This is a genomic window from Streptomyces sp. CA-250714 (assembly GCF_050936705.1).
Lineage (GTDB): Bacteria > Actinomycetota > Actinomycetes > Streptomycetales > Streptomycetaceae > Streptomyces.
In genome coordinates, this window is the sequence record NZ_JBNJMI010000002.1 from 772801 (window position 1) to 787253 (window position 14453).

Here is a 14453-nt window from a genome sequence, read left to right on the forward strand (position 1 = left end):
GGGCACCCCCTCAGAACAAGAAGTACCGCTGCGCCATCGGCAACACCTCCGCCGGCGACGGGTCGACCGGCGTCCCGTCGATGGTGACGGTGAATGTGTCGGGGTCCACCCGCACATCGGGGCGGGCATCGTTCTGCCGCATGTCGGCCTTGGTGACGGAACGGGTGTTGCGGATGGCGATGAACCGCTTGGCGAGCGGCAGCCGCTCCGGCAGGCCGTCGTCAAGTGCGGCTTGTGTCACGAAGTTGACGGAGTTCGATCCGGGGGCACGCCCTGTCGCCCCGAACATCGGACGGGGCAGTACCGGCTGCGGGGTGGGGATGGATGCGTTGGCGTCCCCCATCTGCGCGTAGGCGATCTGCCCGCCCTTGATGACCAGCTGCGGCTTGACGCCGAAGAACGCCGGGTCCCACAGCACCAGGTCGGCGAGCTTGCCCGCCTCGACGGAACCGATCTCGGCGTCCATGCCCTGCGCGACGGCGGGGTTGATCGTGTATTTGGCGACATAGCGACGTGCCCGCAGATTGTCGGCGCGCCCGTCGCCCGCGAGGGCGCCGTATCGCTCCTTCATCACATGTGCCGTCTGCCAGGTGCGCAGCACCACTTCGCCGATCCGGCCCATGGCCTGCGAGTCGGAGGAGATGATCGAGATGGCACCGAGGTCGTGCAGGGTGTCCTCGGCCGCGATGGTGCTGGGCCTGATCCGGGACTCGGCGAAGGCGAGGTCCTCGGGAACGGCCGGGTTGAGGTGGTGGCAGACCATCAGCATGTCGAGGTGTTCCTCGATGGTGTTGACGGTGTGCGGCCGGGTCGGATTGGTGGAGGACGGCAGCACGTTGGGCTCGGCGACGACGGTGATGATGTCGGGCGCGTGCCCGCCGCCCGCGCCCTCGGTGTGGTACGCGTGGATGCCGCGTCCGGCGATCGCGGCGAGGGTGTCGCCGACGAAACCGGCCTCGTTGAGGGTGTCGGTGTGGATGGCGACCTGGGCGCCGGTCTCGTCGCAGACGGACAGGCAGGCGTCGATCGCGGCCGGGGTGGCGCCCCAGTCCTCGTGGATCTTGAACCCGACGGCGCCGCCCCGCAGTTGGGCGAGCATCGCGGCGCGCGAGACGGTGTTGCCCTTGCCGAGCAGGCCGACGTTGACCGGCAGCCCGTCCATGCCCTCCAGGGTGCGTGCGGTGTGCCAGGCGCCGGGGGTGACGGTGGTGGCCTTGGAGCCCTCCGCCGGTCCGGTGCCGCCGCCGACGAGCGTGGTGATGCCGGAGGCGAGGGCCTCGTCGATCAATTGGGGGCAGATGAAGTGGACGTGCGCGTCGATGGCACCGGCGGTGAGGATCTTGCCGTTGCCCGCGATGATCTCCGTCTCCGGGCCGATGACCAGGTCGGGGTGAACGCCGTCCATGGTGTCGGGGTTGCCCGCCTTGCCCAGGGCTGTGATGCGGCCTTCGCGGATGCCGATGTCGGCCTTGACGACGCCCCAGTGGTCGAGGACGAGGGCGCCGGTGATCACCGTGTCCGGGGCGCCTTCGGCGCGGGTGGTGAGCGCCTGGCCCATGGACTCGCGGATGACCTTGCCGCCGCCGAAGACCGCCTCGTCGCCGGAGCGTCCTGGCCCGCCGGAGAGGTCGTCCTCGATCTCGACGAAGAGCGAGGTGTCGGCGAGCCGTACCCGGTCGCCGGTGGTGGGGCCGAACAGATCGGCGTAGTCGGGGCGGGACAGTTCACGCATCGAGGGGGCCTTCCGCGGCGGATCGCAGTCCCGCGACGATCCGTTTGCCGCCTATGGGGACGAGGGTGACCTCGACAGGGATGCCGGGCTCGAAGCGGACGGCGGTGCCCGCGGCGATGCCGAGGCGCTTGCCCCAGGCGGCCTCGCGGTCGAATTCCAGCCCGGGGTTTGCCTCGGCGAAGTGGTAGTGGGAGCCGACCTGCACGGGCCGGTCGGCGGCGTTGAGCACGGTCAGCCGGGTCTCCTCGGCGCCCACGTTGAGCGGCACCGGTTCCTCGGCGTAGTGGATCTCTCCGGGGATCATGGTGTGGCGACTCCTCGTCGGCGCGGTCAGGAGATGGGCTCGTGCACGGTGACGAGCTTGGTGCCGTCGGGGAATGTCGCCTCGACCTGGACGTCGTGGAGCATCTCGGGGATGCCCTCCATGACGTCGTCGCGGGTCAGTACCGTACGGCCGGACTCCATGAGCTGGGCGACGCTCCGCCCGTCGCGGGCGCCTTCGAGTACGTGCGCCGTGATGAGGGCGACGGCCTCGGGGTGGTTGAGGCGCAGCCCACGGTCCCTGCGGCGCTGTGCCACATCGGCCGCGACGTGGATGAGCAGCCGCTCCTGCTCATGCGGGGTCAATTGCATGGTCTCCACCTCACCGTCGTCGCCGGGCCCGGGAACGCCCTTGGTCACTCGCGGCGACGACACCCGCAGATAGATGTATCACACACGTGACTCTCGGTCGCCCACTGCCCCGGAGATTACGGCAGCGGCGTTTCACCGGCGTTAACACTCACCACGCGCTCGCCGGAGCCGGCACCGCCGGAGACGACAGCACCCTCGGCACCCCCGCCGGGCAGCCTCGTCGCGGTTCCGCGCCGGGATACGGCTCACCGCTCAGTCGGCACCCCCGCCGGGCAGCCCCGTCACGTCTCCGCACCGAGGTGGCTCACTACTCAGTCGGCGTCCCGGCTCTCCGGCACCGACATGGACACCAGGGCACGCAGCCCCTTCGCGAACTCCTCGGGAGTGATCCCGCCCCACAGCGCCTGCTGGACGAAGTACCCCTGCACGGCGCCGATGAGGATCCGGGCGACGTGCATGGTGTCCGCCTCCGGATCGACCCAGCCGCGCGCCTGGTAGTCCTCCACGAGCCGGGCCCACTGCTTGGACAGCTGCCCGTACGCGGTGGTCACCGTCTCGGCCAGCGTGGGGTTTCGCAGCCCCTCGCTCCACACCTGCACCAGCAGACGGGGCAGCTCCCTTGCGTCCTCGCCCGCCCCGACGGATTCCCGGAGCCGGCCGAAGACCTCGGTGAACAGCTCGTCCGGGGTCGGCGGCACATCGGCCGCGGCCACCCGGTCGAAGGAGGACCGGATGGTCTCCAGCGCCTCCTCCGCCACGGCCGCGATGATCTCCTCCTTGCTGCGGAAGTACCGGTAGACAGCGCCCGCGGACAGCCCGCTCTCCTTGAGCACGTCCTGCATCGAGGTGGCGTGGAAGCCGTTGCTCAGGAAGCAGCGGCGGGCACCGTCCAGGATCTGGCGGCGGCGGGCTTCGAGGTGTTCGGCGGAGACGCGGGCCATACGCGCAGCCTAAAACGAACGCTCATTCTTGACAATCGACACGCTCGGCGGGACCGTATGGCCCGTGGGAAAAACGAACGATCCTTCTCTTTTGGTTTTCACCTCCCACTCACCCTGTTCCGTCTCCTCTCCCCCCGGAGGGTCACACCATGGCCACGACACCCGCCCCCTCTCCCGGCCGCACCCGGGGACCACTCGCCGTGCTGGTGGCAGTACCGCTGATCGTCGCGTTCGCGCTGTGGGCCTTCGCCTGGCCCGCCGCCCGCACCGCTCCCCGGGACCTGCCGCTCGGCGTCGCCGGACCGCCCGCCGCCGTCGAGCAACTGACGGGCCAACTGCGGCACCAGGAGGGCGCCTTCGAGGTGCACCGCTATCACGACGAGGCCGCGGCACGGAATGCCGTACGGGACCGCGAGGTCTACGGCGCCGTCGTCGCGACCCCCGCGGGGCCGAAGATGCTGACGGCGAGCGCCGCCGGCCCCGTGGTCGCACAGCTGTTGGAGCAGGCGGCGAGCCGCACCGCCCCCAAGGGCACGACCGTGCGCACGGAGGACGTGGTGCCCGCCCCCGCGAACGATCCGCGGGGAGCGGCACTGAGTACGAGCGTGCTGCCGCTCGCCCTCGCAGGGGTGGCGGCCGGAGCGCTGACCGTACTGCTGCGGCTGCGTGGCACGCGGGGTGTGGGCGCGCTGTTGGGGGCTGCCGTTCTGGTCGGAATCGTGGCCGCGACGCTGGCCGACAGCTGGCTCGGCATCCTGTCCGGCAACTGGTGGGCGGAAGCTGCCTCGTTCGGGCTGACCGTACTCGCCGTCGGCGCCACGGTGGCGGGCCTCGGAGCGCTGCTGGGTGTGAAGGGCATGGCGCTGGGCGGCCTGCTGTCCGTGCTGATCGGCAACCCGTGGTCCGGCGTGTCCAGCGCACCGGAGATGCTGCCCGAACCGGTGGGGATGCTGGGGCAGTTGCTGCCGCCGGGTGCCGGTGGGACGCTGCTGCGCTGCGTCGGCTTCTTCGAGGGGCGGGCGGTGGACACCCCGGTGCTGGTACTGACCGTGTGGGCGGTACTGGGCCTGGTCGCGGTGACGGTCGGCGGGCTGAAGGACCCCGCACGGGAGGGGGCGGAGTCCACGAGCGCTCCCAGCACCCCGGAAGCCGCGCCGGTGCGGGCGGCCGACCCGGCCAAGTTCTGAACAGCGAGGGCGCCGCAGCCCGCGGGCGGTCGGCGGAGAACGGGGGTCGCAGCCTCCGTTCTCCGTAACCGCCTGTCCGGTATGCGCTCTTGACGGGGCGACAACCCCGCAAGCATTCTCATGTCCGCGTCAAATCGATGCTCCATCGCCGCTCCGGGCGATACCTGCCGTCATCGGCAGCCCCCACACCCCCCACACAGCATCGGAGCTCAGCAGTGATACGCGGACACCACAGACAGCAGCGCCGTGTGCGTCGCACCACCATCGCCGCCTCGGCGAGCGCCGCACTCACCCTCGCCCTGCTCGGCGCAGTCGGCGGGGCGGCGCAGGCCAGCCCCGACAAGTCCGAAGGGCAGGCGGCCGAGGCGCCCGACATCGACGTCTCCGCCGTCAAACAGGACCTCAAGGAATTCCAGTCCGTCGCCGAGGCCAACGGAGGCAACCGCGCCCACGGGCAGCCCGGCTACCGTGCCTCCCTCGACTATGTGAAGAAGAAGCTGGACGCCGCGGGCTTCAAGACCACCGTGCAGGAGTTCACCAGCGGCGGCTCCACCGGCTACAACCTCATCGCCGACTGGCCCAAGGGCGGCACCGGGGCGACCGTGATGGCAGGCTCCCACCTCGACTCGGTCAGCTCAGGTCCGGGCATCAACGACAACGGCACCGGCTCCGCCGGTGTGCTGGAGACCGCGCTGGCCGTCGCCAAGGCGGACCTGAAGCCCGCCAAGCATCTGCGGTTCGCCTGGTGGGGCGCGGAGGAAGAGGGCCTGGTGGGCTCCAGCCACTACGTCGACAGCCTCTCCAAGGACGAACTCGGCAAGATCGACACGTATTTGAACTTCGACATGATCGGCTCGCCCAACGCGGGGCACTTCGTCTACGACGACGATGCCGCTGTCGCGTCGGTCTTCAAGGAATGGTTCAGCTCCAAGAAGGTCGAGACGGAGCCGTCCGAGGAGACCAACGGGCGCAGCGACCACGCCCCGTTCAAGAAGGCGGGCGTCACCGTCGGCGGCACCTTCACGGGCGCGGGCGAGAAGAAGACCCAGGCGCAGGCGGACAAGTGGGGCGGTACGGCAGGCAAGGCGTACGACGAGTGCTACCACTCGGCCTGCGACGACATCTCGAACATCGACGAGAAGGCGCTCGACCTGCACAGCGACGCCATCGCGCAGGCGGTCTGGAAGCTCAGCTCCTGACCTCCGGCCCGTAACTCGGTCCGCAACTCGGCCCGTAACTCGGCCCGAAATTCGGTCCGTTACTTCGGCCCGTACGGGCTCAACTCCCCTGGCCCGGTCGCCGATCCCCGGCGGCCGGGCCGCGGTGCTCCGCGGCGATCCCGAACCGCCGGGCCTCGCGCGGCACCCCACCGCCGGCCTCACGGAGCCCGGAGACGGTGCTGATGATCTCCTCCGGCTCCGGCTGCTCGGGTTCCGTGGCCTCCAGCCGTTCCAGGCGTTCCAGGTCGGCGGCCGACACCAGCCCCACGAGCGGCTTCCCGTGCCGGGTCACCACAACGCGCTCATCGCCGTAGACGACCCGATTGATCAGATCCGCCAGCTCGGCCCGCGCCTGCGTCACCGGAATCTCGTAAGCCATGCCGCCATTCTAGGGGCGAGCACAAAACCGCAGTTCAGAGCGGGTTTTACGACGCGGAGGGCAGCGGCACCCCGCAGCGCTTCCGCCCCGGCGGGGCGGCCGGGTGCGCCCGGCGAGGGCAGCCGGTGCGCCCTCAAACCCGGCCGCCCTCCCCTGCTTCGCCTTCAGCGGAATCCGCCCCGCTCAAGGGCTTGTTGAGCACTTTTCATGGCAGGCTGCTCCACGTACGTTCTGTACAGACTGTACGTTTCTCGACCGAGAGTGGAGTGCGACGCCATGCGGAACCAGCCGACAGCACCGACAGCCCGGTACGTCCTGCCCGAGTTCACGGAGCGCACCAGCAGCGGCATGCGCACCATGGATCCGTACTCGAAGCTGATGGAGGAGCGGATCGTCTTCCTCGGAACGCAGATCGACGACACCTCGGCCAACGACGTGATGGCGCAGTTCATCCATCTCGAGCACGCCGCACCCGACCAGGACATCTCGCTGTACATCAACTCGCCCGGCGGCTCGTTCACGGCGATGAGCGCGATCTACGACACGATGCGGTTCGTCTCCTGCGACATCGAGACCGTCTGTCTGGGGCAGGCCGCCTCGGCAGCGTCCGTACTGCTGGCGGCCGGCACACCCGGCAAGCGGCTCGCGCTGCCGAACGCGCGCATCCTCATCCACCAGCCCTCGCTCAACGAGCCCGTCCGGGGGCAGTCCAGCGACCTGGAGATCCAGGCGCGGGAGATGCTGCGGACCCGCGAGATGCTGGAGGAGCTGTACGAGCGGCACACCGGACAGCCGCGCAACAAGATCAGCCAGGACATCGAGCGCGACAAGATCTTCACCGCACAGCAGGCCGTCGACTACGGCCTCATCGACCGCCTCACCACCAGCCGTAAGTCCTCGCCGCTCTCCCCCGTGCGGGGGTGAGGCACGGATGAGCCGCGGATGGCCGCCCGACCTGCCGCCGCTGCCGGCGCTGACCCGCGCCGAGAGCGAGGTGGTGGACGCCTATCTGGAAGTGCTGGATCTGCTCGGCCGGATCAACCCGGCCCGCGGCCGCGACACCTACGGGGCGCTGCGCGCCGCCCAGGGCCTGGTCAGCAAGGCAGCCCTGCTGCGGGACGCGTTGACGCTGATGCATCAACGCGGGGAGAGCGAGCTGCATGCGGAGACGTTGGAGAGGGCGTTGCTGGTGTTGGACGGGGAGCGGCGGGCGGGATTGGTCGGGTTGCCGGCGTCGAAGCGGCGTGCCTCTTAGGCCCTCGACTGTTCTGGGGGCCCCTGTCCGACGCCCGCAGTCTGCGGGTCCGTTGTGGCTTGTCGCGCAGTTCCCCGCGCCCCTTGATGGTTTGCCCGCGAAGCTTGGGCAGTCTGCTCTCCCAGACTCCCCTGTCAGCCCAGTGACCGGCGAGTGCCGCTGTCCGCGGCGAGGCGGATCGTGTCGAGGAGGCGGTGCAGTTCCAGTGCGGTGTCGAAGTTGGGGACGCTGGCCGATCCGGTACGGAGATCGAGGGCCAGTCGGCGGTACATCTGGGCGACGTTGAAGCCCTCGGCGGCCGGGTCGGTCCCGGGGGCCGGGCGGTAGTGGTCGGGCACCGGCAGCTCGCGGAAGGTACCGTCCGAGGCGTCCGTACCGAGCAGGCGCAGTTCGCCGATCTGGATGCCCGCCGGTCCGCCCGCGCCGGTGGAGACGATGGCCAAGTCGCCCTCGGTACCGGTGATTTCCAGCCGGGTGCGGCCCTCGGTGGTCTTGGCGTCGTGGATGTGGGCCGAGACGACGACTCCGCTGTCGAAGGTCGCGTCGAGCAGGAGGTGGTCGGGGCTGGTCGCCTCGACGACCTCACCGGTCTCGGCGATGGTGCAGACGGGGTGCTGGACGGACAAGGTGGCCGACAGCTCGCTGATGTCGCCCAGCAGGTGCCGCAGCGCGTCCAGCGTGTGCCCGCCCGCGACTTCGAGGGTCCCGGCCCCGTTGTGGCGGTCCAGGGTGTACGCGGCCCAGGCGGGGATCCGGCCCCCGGCGCCCTTGCCGCGGGCGGCGTACACCGTGGCCGAGGTGACCCGGCCCAGCCGGCCCTCGGCGATCAGGTCGCGGGCGTAGGCGAGGGCCGGGGCGTACCGGGCCTGAAGTCCGATCGCGTGGTGCACGCCCGCGCCGTGCGCCGACTTCGTGAGGAGGTCGGCCTCCTCGGTGCTGCGGGCCAGTGGCCACTCGCAGTACACATGCTTGCCTGCTGCCAGTGCGGCCTCGACCAGTTCGGCGTGTGCGGGAACCTTCACGGTGATCACGACCAGGTCCACCTCGGGATGTTCGGCGAGCTGCCTGGCGTCGGTGAACGCGTGGGCGGCCCCGAACTGCCGCGCCGCCGCCTCGGCGCTCTCCGTACGGCTGGTGCCCACGGCCGTGAGCTCGTACTCCGGTAGTGCTTCGAGCGCCGGGACGTGGGCCCGAGCGGCCCAGCCGCGGTCGGGGCTCGCTCCGATGATGCCCACCCGGATCTGCTTCGGTTCCATGCCTGACCCCCAGCCATAAGCGGACAGATCTTGTCCGATTGGAGACCCTAGCTAACCGGACAGCCTTGGTCCAGTTATCGCTAGGATCAGCGCATGAGCCAACCGAGCAGCAGCGCAGTGGACCGCCTCCTGGTCGACGCGGCGGGGCGGCGCCCGCGTGCCGATGCGCGGCGCAACGTCGAGCGGCTGGTGGAGGCGGCCCGGGGCGCGGTCGCCGAGGTCGGCGTCGGTGTCTCGGCGCACGAGATCGCGCGCCGGGCAGGCGTGGGTGTCGGCACCTTCTACCGGCGCATCCCCTCCCTGGAAGTGCTCCTCCAGGCAGTGCTCGAAGAGGTCCTCGACGAGATCGCGGACGTTGCCGACCGAGCCGTGGCGGACCCGGATGCCTGGAATGGGCTGCACATCTTCGCGGCGGCGTATGTGCGGCTCCGCACCGAGAGTTGCGGCATCAGCGAGGCGCTCGGCGGTGCCTGCGGAGACGCTCTCGCCCCGCGACTGGCGGATCTGCGGGAACGGATCCGGCATCTCGTGGAGCGCGCCCAGTCGGCCGGTGCCATGCGTACGGACATCGCGTGGCAGGACGTCGCGTTCTTGTTCGCCGCTGCCGCGACGGAGGAGCGCACGCTGGGGCTGCGGGCCGGGGAGCAGCAATGGGAGCGCAACCTCCAGATCGTCCTCGACGGGCTGCGTCCGGCACGGTCCAGCACGCTGCCCGGCACTCCGCCGGCCTGAGCCCGCCGTCGGCACAGGCGAGCGCGGCGTTCCTGGTCCGGTGGCCCGGCAGCCGGACGCCGGGCAGCCGGAATTCCGGGTGACGGCTGCCCAGCCATGTGATTGAGTGCCGATCATGATTTCGGCGACGTTGACGCTCTCCCCGCCGGCCGCGTAAGGCGGGCGGCCACGTACGGCGCCGCGTCGGACACGACTGTCCGGCGCGGGGGTCGGTGGTGCCCGCGGACGGGACCACCCTTCACCCCTCCTTACGCGGAGCGCATTCGTGCCGACTTCTTCTTCCGGCCTGCCCGTCGGGCGTGGCCTGCTCTTCCTCGCCGCTGCCGGTGCCACCTGGGGCACCACGGGCGCGGCCGTCGATCTCGTCTACTCCTCCAGTGAACTGGGCCCTCTCGCGGTGTCCTTCTGGCGCTACGTCAGCGGACTGGCGCTGTTGTTCGTGGGCCGCGCCGTGCTGCTGCCACTGCGTCCGCGCGGCGCGGCCGAGGTGCCGCGGCTGCGCCCTGTGCTGCCCCGTTCCCGGTTCGCGCTGCGGCTGGCGACCGGGCTGTGCCTGGCTGTGTTCCAGACCGCCTACTTCGCCGCCGTACCGGCCACGGGAGTGGCTGTCGCGACGATCGTGACGCTGGGCGCGGCGCCGGTGTTCGTGGCGCTCGGTGCCTGGCTCGCGCTGCGGGAACGGCTCGGCCGGGGCGGGGTGTGTGCCGTCGCCGCGGCGCTGACCGGGCTCGCCGTACTGGTGCTGGGCGACGGGAGCGGTGGGGTGCGGCTCGGCGGCGTCGCCCTCGCGCTGCTGGCCGCGGCGGGGTTCGCGGTCTCGGTGGTGCTGGCCCGGTGGGTCGGCAGTGCGGGCCTGCAGGAGAGTTCCTTCACCCTCACAGCCTGGTCGTTCGGGGTCGGCGCCGTTGTGCTGCTGCCCTTCGCGGTGGCCGAGGGCATGCTGCCGGGCTCCGGCGAACTGGGGCGAGTTGTGCTGCTGATGCTGTATGTGGGGGCGGTGCCCACGGCGTTGGCGTATCCGCTGTACTTCGCCGGTGCCGCCGTCGTACGGGCCGCCACGGCTTCGGTGGTCATGCTGATCGAGCCGGTCAGCGCCGCAGTGCTGGCCGTCGGGCTGCTCGGGGAGCGGCTGACGCTGCCCATGCTCCTGGGCACGCTGGTGCTGCTGACGGCTGTGATGTTCCTGACTCGTGCCGAGGCGGCCGGGACCGCTTAAGCTCCCGGAAATGGACCAGCTGGCAAAGATTCTCGAAGCTGCCGCGGGGGGCGAATTCCCGCCCCCCGACGGTGGATTGACCGTACTGCCGCAGCCCTCGCCCCGCGACGCGGGCGTGCTCGCACTGACCGGACACGCGGTCGTCTTCGCCGACCTGCCGGCTGAGTGGATACGCCGCCACCTGCCGCCGGGCGACCTCGGCGCTCCGCTCGCGCCGCCGTTCCTGACCGCGCTGTGTGCTCGTACCGGTAGGTGGGCGGAGACCCACGACGTGCTGCTCGCCCTCCCGCCGGGTGCCGGCGCCGCCGCGTACGACGCGGGCCTCGTCAGTGAGTTGGAGGAGACCTCGGATCAGTCGCATCCGCGGGTGAGAAGAGCTCTGGCACACCGTTCGGACGTCCGGGTGTGGACGGCGGCCGGCGGCACGGTGGTGACCGGGCGCGGTGTGGCGGACCGCTGGGAGGTGTCCGTAGAAGTTGAACAGGCGGCGCGCGGCACCGGTCTGGGCCGCGCGCTGGCCGCCGCCGCACGGGCACTGGTGCCCCGGGACGAGACCCTGTGGGCGCAGGTGGCGCCGGGAAACGCGGCGAGTCTGCGGGCGTTCCTCGCGGCGGGGTTCACCCCGATCGGCGCGGAGGTCCTGCTCTCCCGGGCGGACCCCGCACACTGAGCCGCGGGTCAGCCCGTGGGCACCGGCAGCCAGGGAAGTTCGACCCAGACGGTCTTACCGCCGTCGGGCGCGGGCGTGATACGCATCCGGCCGCCGGACTCGGCGGTCAGCGTACGGATGATCAGCAGTCCGCGCCCGTTGTCCTGCTGCACGGCGGCCGGGAGCCGACGGGGTCGGCCCGGATGACTGTCGGTGACGCCCAGGCACAGCCGTTCGGCGCCCTCCAGACGCAGGTCGACGGTGAAGGTCGGCGACCGGCCGGAAGTGTGCTGTACGGCGTTGGTGGCGAGTTCGGAGACGATCAGACGCAGCGCGTCCATGGCGTCCGCGTCCTCGGGCAGCCCCCAGGCCCGGAGCGCCTCGGTGACATGTCTGCGGGCGGCGGTGACGGAAGCCGGCGCGCTCGGCAGGGTGATCGTCGCTTCCTGGTGGTCTGCCATGGCGAGGCCGTCCCTTTCCCGGGGCCGTTGGCTCCTCCGTCGCGCGGCAGCGGGCCGGCGCTCCGCCGCTCGTGGAGACGGAGAGCGTCCCGGACAGCCGCTGCGCGACAGAGTGCCACTCCTCGCCGCGCCGTGCGGGCGATCCCCCTGCTTGCACGGAGTTCTGTCGCCCGAAGCGGTGAACTCTGCGAGCCAACGGTGAATTCCGCCTCGGCCAGGACGTATCGGGTCCGCGCAACGCGCCGGCCGGGGCCGGTGGAGGGCCCGGAAGACCGGCGTTCGCGCACCCGCCGATCAGCCGGTGGCTCACAGCCGCCGTCCCGCGCACAAGACGTCCCGGGCGAGCGGTCCGGCCTCGGGGTCAGACGTGGGGTGCTGTCGCGATCACGGTGTTCGCCGCGTGGGCGAGGCGCGTCTCGTCGAGGTCGCCGCGGGCGGTCAGCCGGAGCCGGGAGATGCCGTCGGGGACGGACGGGGGCCGGAAGCAGCCGACGTGGATGCCGGCGGCCCGGCAGTCGGCGGCCCAGCGGACCGCGGCTTGCGGGGAGGGAGCGCGTACCGAGACGACCGCGGCGTCCGGGCGGGTGGCGTCGAGGCCGGCGGCGGTCAGCCGGGCGTGCAGTTCGGTGGCGACGGCGCGGGTGTGGGCCGCACGTCCGGGCTCGCGGCGCAGCAGCCGCAGGGCACCGAGCGCGGCACCGGCTGCCGCGGGCGCCAGTCCGGTGTCGAAGATGAAGGTCCGCGCGGTGTTGACCAGATGCGCGATGACATGCGCGGGCCCCAGGACGGCGCCGCCCTGACTGCCCAGCGACTTGGACAGGGTGACCGTCACGACGGTGCCCGGAGTGCCCGCGAGCCCCGCCGCGTACGGCGCGCCCCGGCCGCCGTCGCCGAGCACGCCGAGGCCGTGTGCGTCGTCGACGAGCAGCCCGGCGCCCGCCTCGGCGCAGACGGGGGCGAGCGCGGCCAGCGGTGCCGCGTCGCCGTCGACGGAGAAGACGGAGTCGGTGACGACGACTGCCGGTCCGTCTTCCTTGTGCGCTTCCAGTTCCTTGGCCACGGCCTCCGGGTCGGCGTGCGCGGCGACGGCCGTCCGGGCGCGGGAGAGGCGGCAGCCGTCGATCAGCGAGGCGTGGTTGTGGGCGTCGGAGACGAGGAGCCCGCCGCCGCCCGGCGCGTTGGTCAGCGCGGTGACCGCGGCCAGGTTGGCGGCGTATCCGGAGGACAGTGCTAGGGCCGCCTCGAAGCCGCAGAACGCGGCCAGCTCCGCCTCCAGCCGGGCGTGGAGTTCGGTGGAGCCGGTCACCAGGCGGGAGCCGCTCGCCCCGGCGCCCCAGCGCCGGGCGGCCTCGACGGCGGCGGAGACCACCTCCGGGTGCCGGGAGAGACCGAGGTAGTCGTTGCCGGCCAGATCGAGCAGCGGGGAGTCGGCGGGGCGGGGCGCGAGCGTGCGCAGCAGCCCGGCGGCGCGGCGGGTCTCCAGCGCCTCGGCAGTCCACGCGAAGGGGTCCTGGGACATGGGGGCTCTCTTCGTCACCCGGCCTCGAAGGTCGGCTGGGGTTCGGCTGAGGTTTGTAGGCAGTCAATAGAACCTAACGTGCCATGCCGAAGGTCGACGTGTGACAACATCCACACCTCGCTCAAGCGGTCTTGTAGGCTTCCTCCATTACCCAGCACGGTCGCATGGGCAAGGATCGTGCCCATGGACGACCTGCTGAACTCACTGGTGACCAAGGGGCTCCGCGGCGAGACACCCACCCGGGACGAAGCACTTGCGGTGCTGCGGACCACCGATGACGACCTGCTCGATGTGGTGGCGGCCGCCGGAAAGGTGCGCCGCCGGTGGTTCGGGAAGCGGGTGAAACTCAACTATCTGGTGAACCTCAAGTCCGGGCTGTGTCCCGAGGACTGCTCGTACTGTTCGCAGCGGCTCGGTTCCGAGGCCGGCATTCTCAAGTACACCTGGCTCAAGCCCGAGGAGGCGGCGGACGCCGCGGCGGCGGGCGTGCAGGGCGGCGCCAAGCGGGTCTGCGTGGTGGCCAGCGGGCGCGGTCCCACCGACCGTGACATCGACCGGGTCTCCCGGACGATCGAGGCCATCAAGGACCGGAACGAGGGCGTCGAGGTGTGCGCCTGTCTCGGCCTGCTCTCCGAAGGGCAGGCGGAGCGGCTGCGCGAGGCCGGGGCCGACGCCTACAACCACAACCTCAACACGTCCGAGGCCACCTACGGCGACATCTGCACCACGCACACGTACGACGACCGGGTGGAGACCGTCAAGCAGGCGCGGGGCGCCGGGCTTTCGCCCTGCTCCGGGCTGATCGCGGGGATGGGCGAGACGGACGAGGACCTGGTCGACGTGGCCTTCTCGCTGCGGGAGCTGGACGCGGACTCGGTGCCGGTCAACTTCCTGCTGCCGTTCGAGGGCACGCCGCTGGCCGACAACTGGAATCTGACGCCGCAGCGCGCGCTGCGCATCCTGGCGATGGTGCGGTTCGTCTGCCCGGACGTGGAGGTGCGGCTGGCGGCCGGGCGCGAGGTGCATCTGCGCTCGCTCCAGCCGTTGGCGCTGCACCTGGCCAACTCCCTCTTCCTGGGCGACTACCTCACCAGTGAGGGCCAGGCGGGCAAGGCCGATCTGGAGATGATCGCCGACTCGGGCTTCGAGGTGGAGGGGACCGGCACCACAACGCTGCCCGAGCACCGGCGCGAGGAGTCGCCGGGCAGCCCCCGTGAGCGGGTTGCCGTGCGGCGGCGCGGGGCGGGGACGGAGCTGCCGCCCAATGCCTGAG

The 14453-nt window shown here is 71.3% G+C and carries 16 protein-coding genes; 8 read left to right on the forward strand and 8 right to left on the reverse strand.

What is annotated here, in order from left to right; all coding sequences use genetic code 11:
• Window positions 1–10 precede the first annotated feature (10 nt).
• The 4 genes from ACQEU8_RS22385 to ACQEU8_RS22400 form a co-directional block, all read right to left on the reverse strand.
• Complete coding sequence (locus tag ACQEU8_RS22385) at window positions 11–1732, reverse strand: urease subunit alpha (RefSeq protein ID WP_433103819.1); 1722 nt, start codon at window positions 1730–1732, stop codon at window positions 11–13.
• Window positions 1725–2036, reverse strand: a complete 312-nt coding sequence (locus tag ACQEU8_RS22390; RefSeq protein ID WP_433103821.1) for an urease subunit beta — start codon at window positions 2034–2036, stop codon at window positions 1725–1727. The genes ACQEU8_RS22385 and ACQEU8_RS22390 overlap by 8 nt, the downstream gene beginning before the upstream one ends.
• Before the next feature lie 26 nt (window positions 2037–2062).
• Window positions 2063–2365, reverse strand: a complete 303-nt coding sequence (locus ACQEU8_RS22395; RefSeq protein ID WP_433103823.1) for an urease subunit gamma — start codon at window positions 2363–2365, stop codon at window positions 2063–2065.
• A gap of 311 nt (window positions 2366–2676) precedes the next feature.
• On the reverse strand, window positions 2677–3306 hold the full coding sequence (locus ACQEU8_RS22400) for a TetR/AcrR family transcriptional regulator (protein WP_433103825.1): 630 nt from the start codon (window positions 3304–3306) through the stop codon (window positions 2677–2679).
• Between the two features lie 149 nt (window positions 3307–3455).
• On the opposite strand from ACQEU8_RS22400, the gene ACQEU8_RS22405 reads away from it, so the two are divergent.
• Window positions 3456–4493, forward strand: coding sequence for an ABC transporter permease (locus ACQEU8_RS22405; protein ID WP_433103827.1), 1038 nt, complete (start codon window positions 3456–3458; stop codon window positions 4491–4493).
• Between the two features lie 248 nt (window positions 4494–4741).
• The gene (locus ACQEU8_RS22410) at window positions 4742–5692 is read left to right on the forward strand and encodes a M28 family metallopeptidase (protein WP_433103829.1); all 951 of its coding nucleotides are present in this window, start codon (window positions 4742–4744) and stop codon (window positions 5690–5692) included.
• 79 nt (window positions 5693–5771) lie between these two features.
• On the opposite strand, the gene ACQEU8_RS22415 is transcribed toward ACQEU8_RS22410, so the two are convergent.
• Complete coding sequence (locus ACQEU8_RS22415) at window positions 5772–6092, reverse strand: type II toxin-antitoxin system Phd/YefM family antitoxin (protein ID WP_433103831.1); 321 nt, start codon at window positions 6090–6092, stop codon at window positions 5772–5774.
• Window positions 6093–6368: 276 nt separating this feature from the next.
• Between ACQEU8_RS22415 and ACQEU8_RS22420 the strand changes: the two genes are divergently transcribed.
• Together ACQEU8_RS22420 and ACQEU8_RS22425 are read left to right on the forward strand one after the other, a co-directional pair.
• Window positions 6369–7016, forward strand: coding sequence for an ATP-dependent Clp protease proteolytic subunit (locus ACQEU8_RS22420; protein ID WP_433103833.1), 648 nt, complete (start codon window positions 6369–6371; stop codon window positions 7014–7016).
• A 7-nt stretch (window positions 7017–7023) separates the two neighbouring features.
• Entirely contained in the window at window positions 7024–7347 is a 324-nt protein-coding gene (locus ACQEU8_RS22425; protein ID WP_433103835.1) for a hypothetical protein, read from the forward strand.
• Between the two features lie 134 nt (window positions 7348–7481).
• On the opposite strand, the gene ACQEU8_RS22430 is transcribed toward ACQEU8_RS22425, so the two are convergent.
• Window positions 7482–8603 carry a Gfo/Idh/MocA family protein gene (locus ACQEU8_RS22430; protein WP_433103837.1) on the reverse strand — a complete coding sequence of 374 codons (1122 nt, stop codon included), beginning with the start codon at window positions 8601–8603 and terminating at the stop codon, window positions 7482–7484.
• A 93-nt stretch (window positions 8604–8696) separates the two neighbouring features.
• On the opposite strand from ACQEU8_RS22430, the gene ACQEU8_RS22435 reads away from it, so the two are divergent.
• From ACQEU8_RS22435 to ACQEU8_RS22445, 3 genes are all read left to right on the forward strand, one after another.
• Entirely contained in the window at window positions 8697–9335 is a 639-nt protein-coding gene (locus ACQEU8_RS22435) for a TetR/AcrR family transcriptional regulator (protein WP_433103839.1), read from the forward strand.
• Window positions 9336–9600: 265 nt separating this feature from the next.
• Window positions 9601–10551, forward strand: a complete 951-nt coding sequence (locus ACQEU8_RS22440) for a DMT family transporter (protein WP_433103841.1) — start codon at window positions 9601–9603, stop codon at window positions 10549–10551.
• 10 nt (window positions 10552–10561) lie between these two features.
• Window positions 10562–11221 (forward strand): GNAT family N-acetyltransferase, encoded by a 660-nt coding sequence (locus ACQEU8_RS22445; protein WP_433103843.1) that lies wholly within the window; start codon window positions 10562–10564, stop codon window positions 11219–11221.
• A gap of 8 nt (window positions 11222–11229) precedes the next feature.
• On the opposite strand, the gene ACQEU8_RS22450 is transcribed toward ACQEU8_RS22445, so the two are convergent.
• Both ACQEU8_RS22450 and ACQEU8_RS22455 read right to left on the reverse strand, forming a co-directional pair.
• Window positions 11230–11661, reverse strand: coding sequence for an ATP-binding protein (locus ACQEU8_RS22450; protein ID WP_433103845.1), 432 nt, complete (start codon window positions 11659–11661; stop codon window positions 11230–11232).
• 361 nt (window positions 11662–12022) lie between these two features.
• Complete coding sequence (locus ACQEU8_RS22455) at window positions 12023–13180, reverse strand: 8-amino-7-oxononanoate synthase (RefSeq protein WP_433103847.1); 1158 nt, start codon at window positions 13178–13180, stop codon at window positions 12023–12025.
• Window positions 13181–13363: 183 nt separating this feature from the next.
• Here ACQEU8_RS22455 and bioB point away from each other — a divergent pair, with 183 nt between their 5' ends.
• The gene (bioB, locus tag ACQEU8_RS22460; RefSeq protein ID WP_433103849.1) at window positions 13364–14452 is read left to right on the forward strand and encodes a biotin synthase BioB; all 1089 of its coding nucleotides are present in this window, start codon (window positions 13364–13366) and stop codon (window positions 14450–14452) included.
• Window position 14453: the final 1 nt, after the last annotated feature.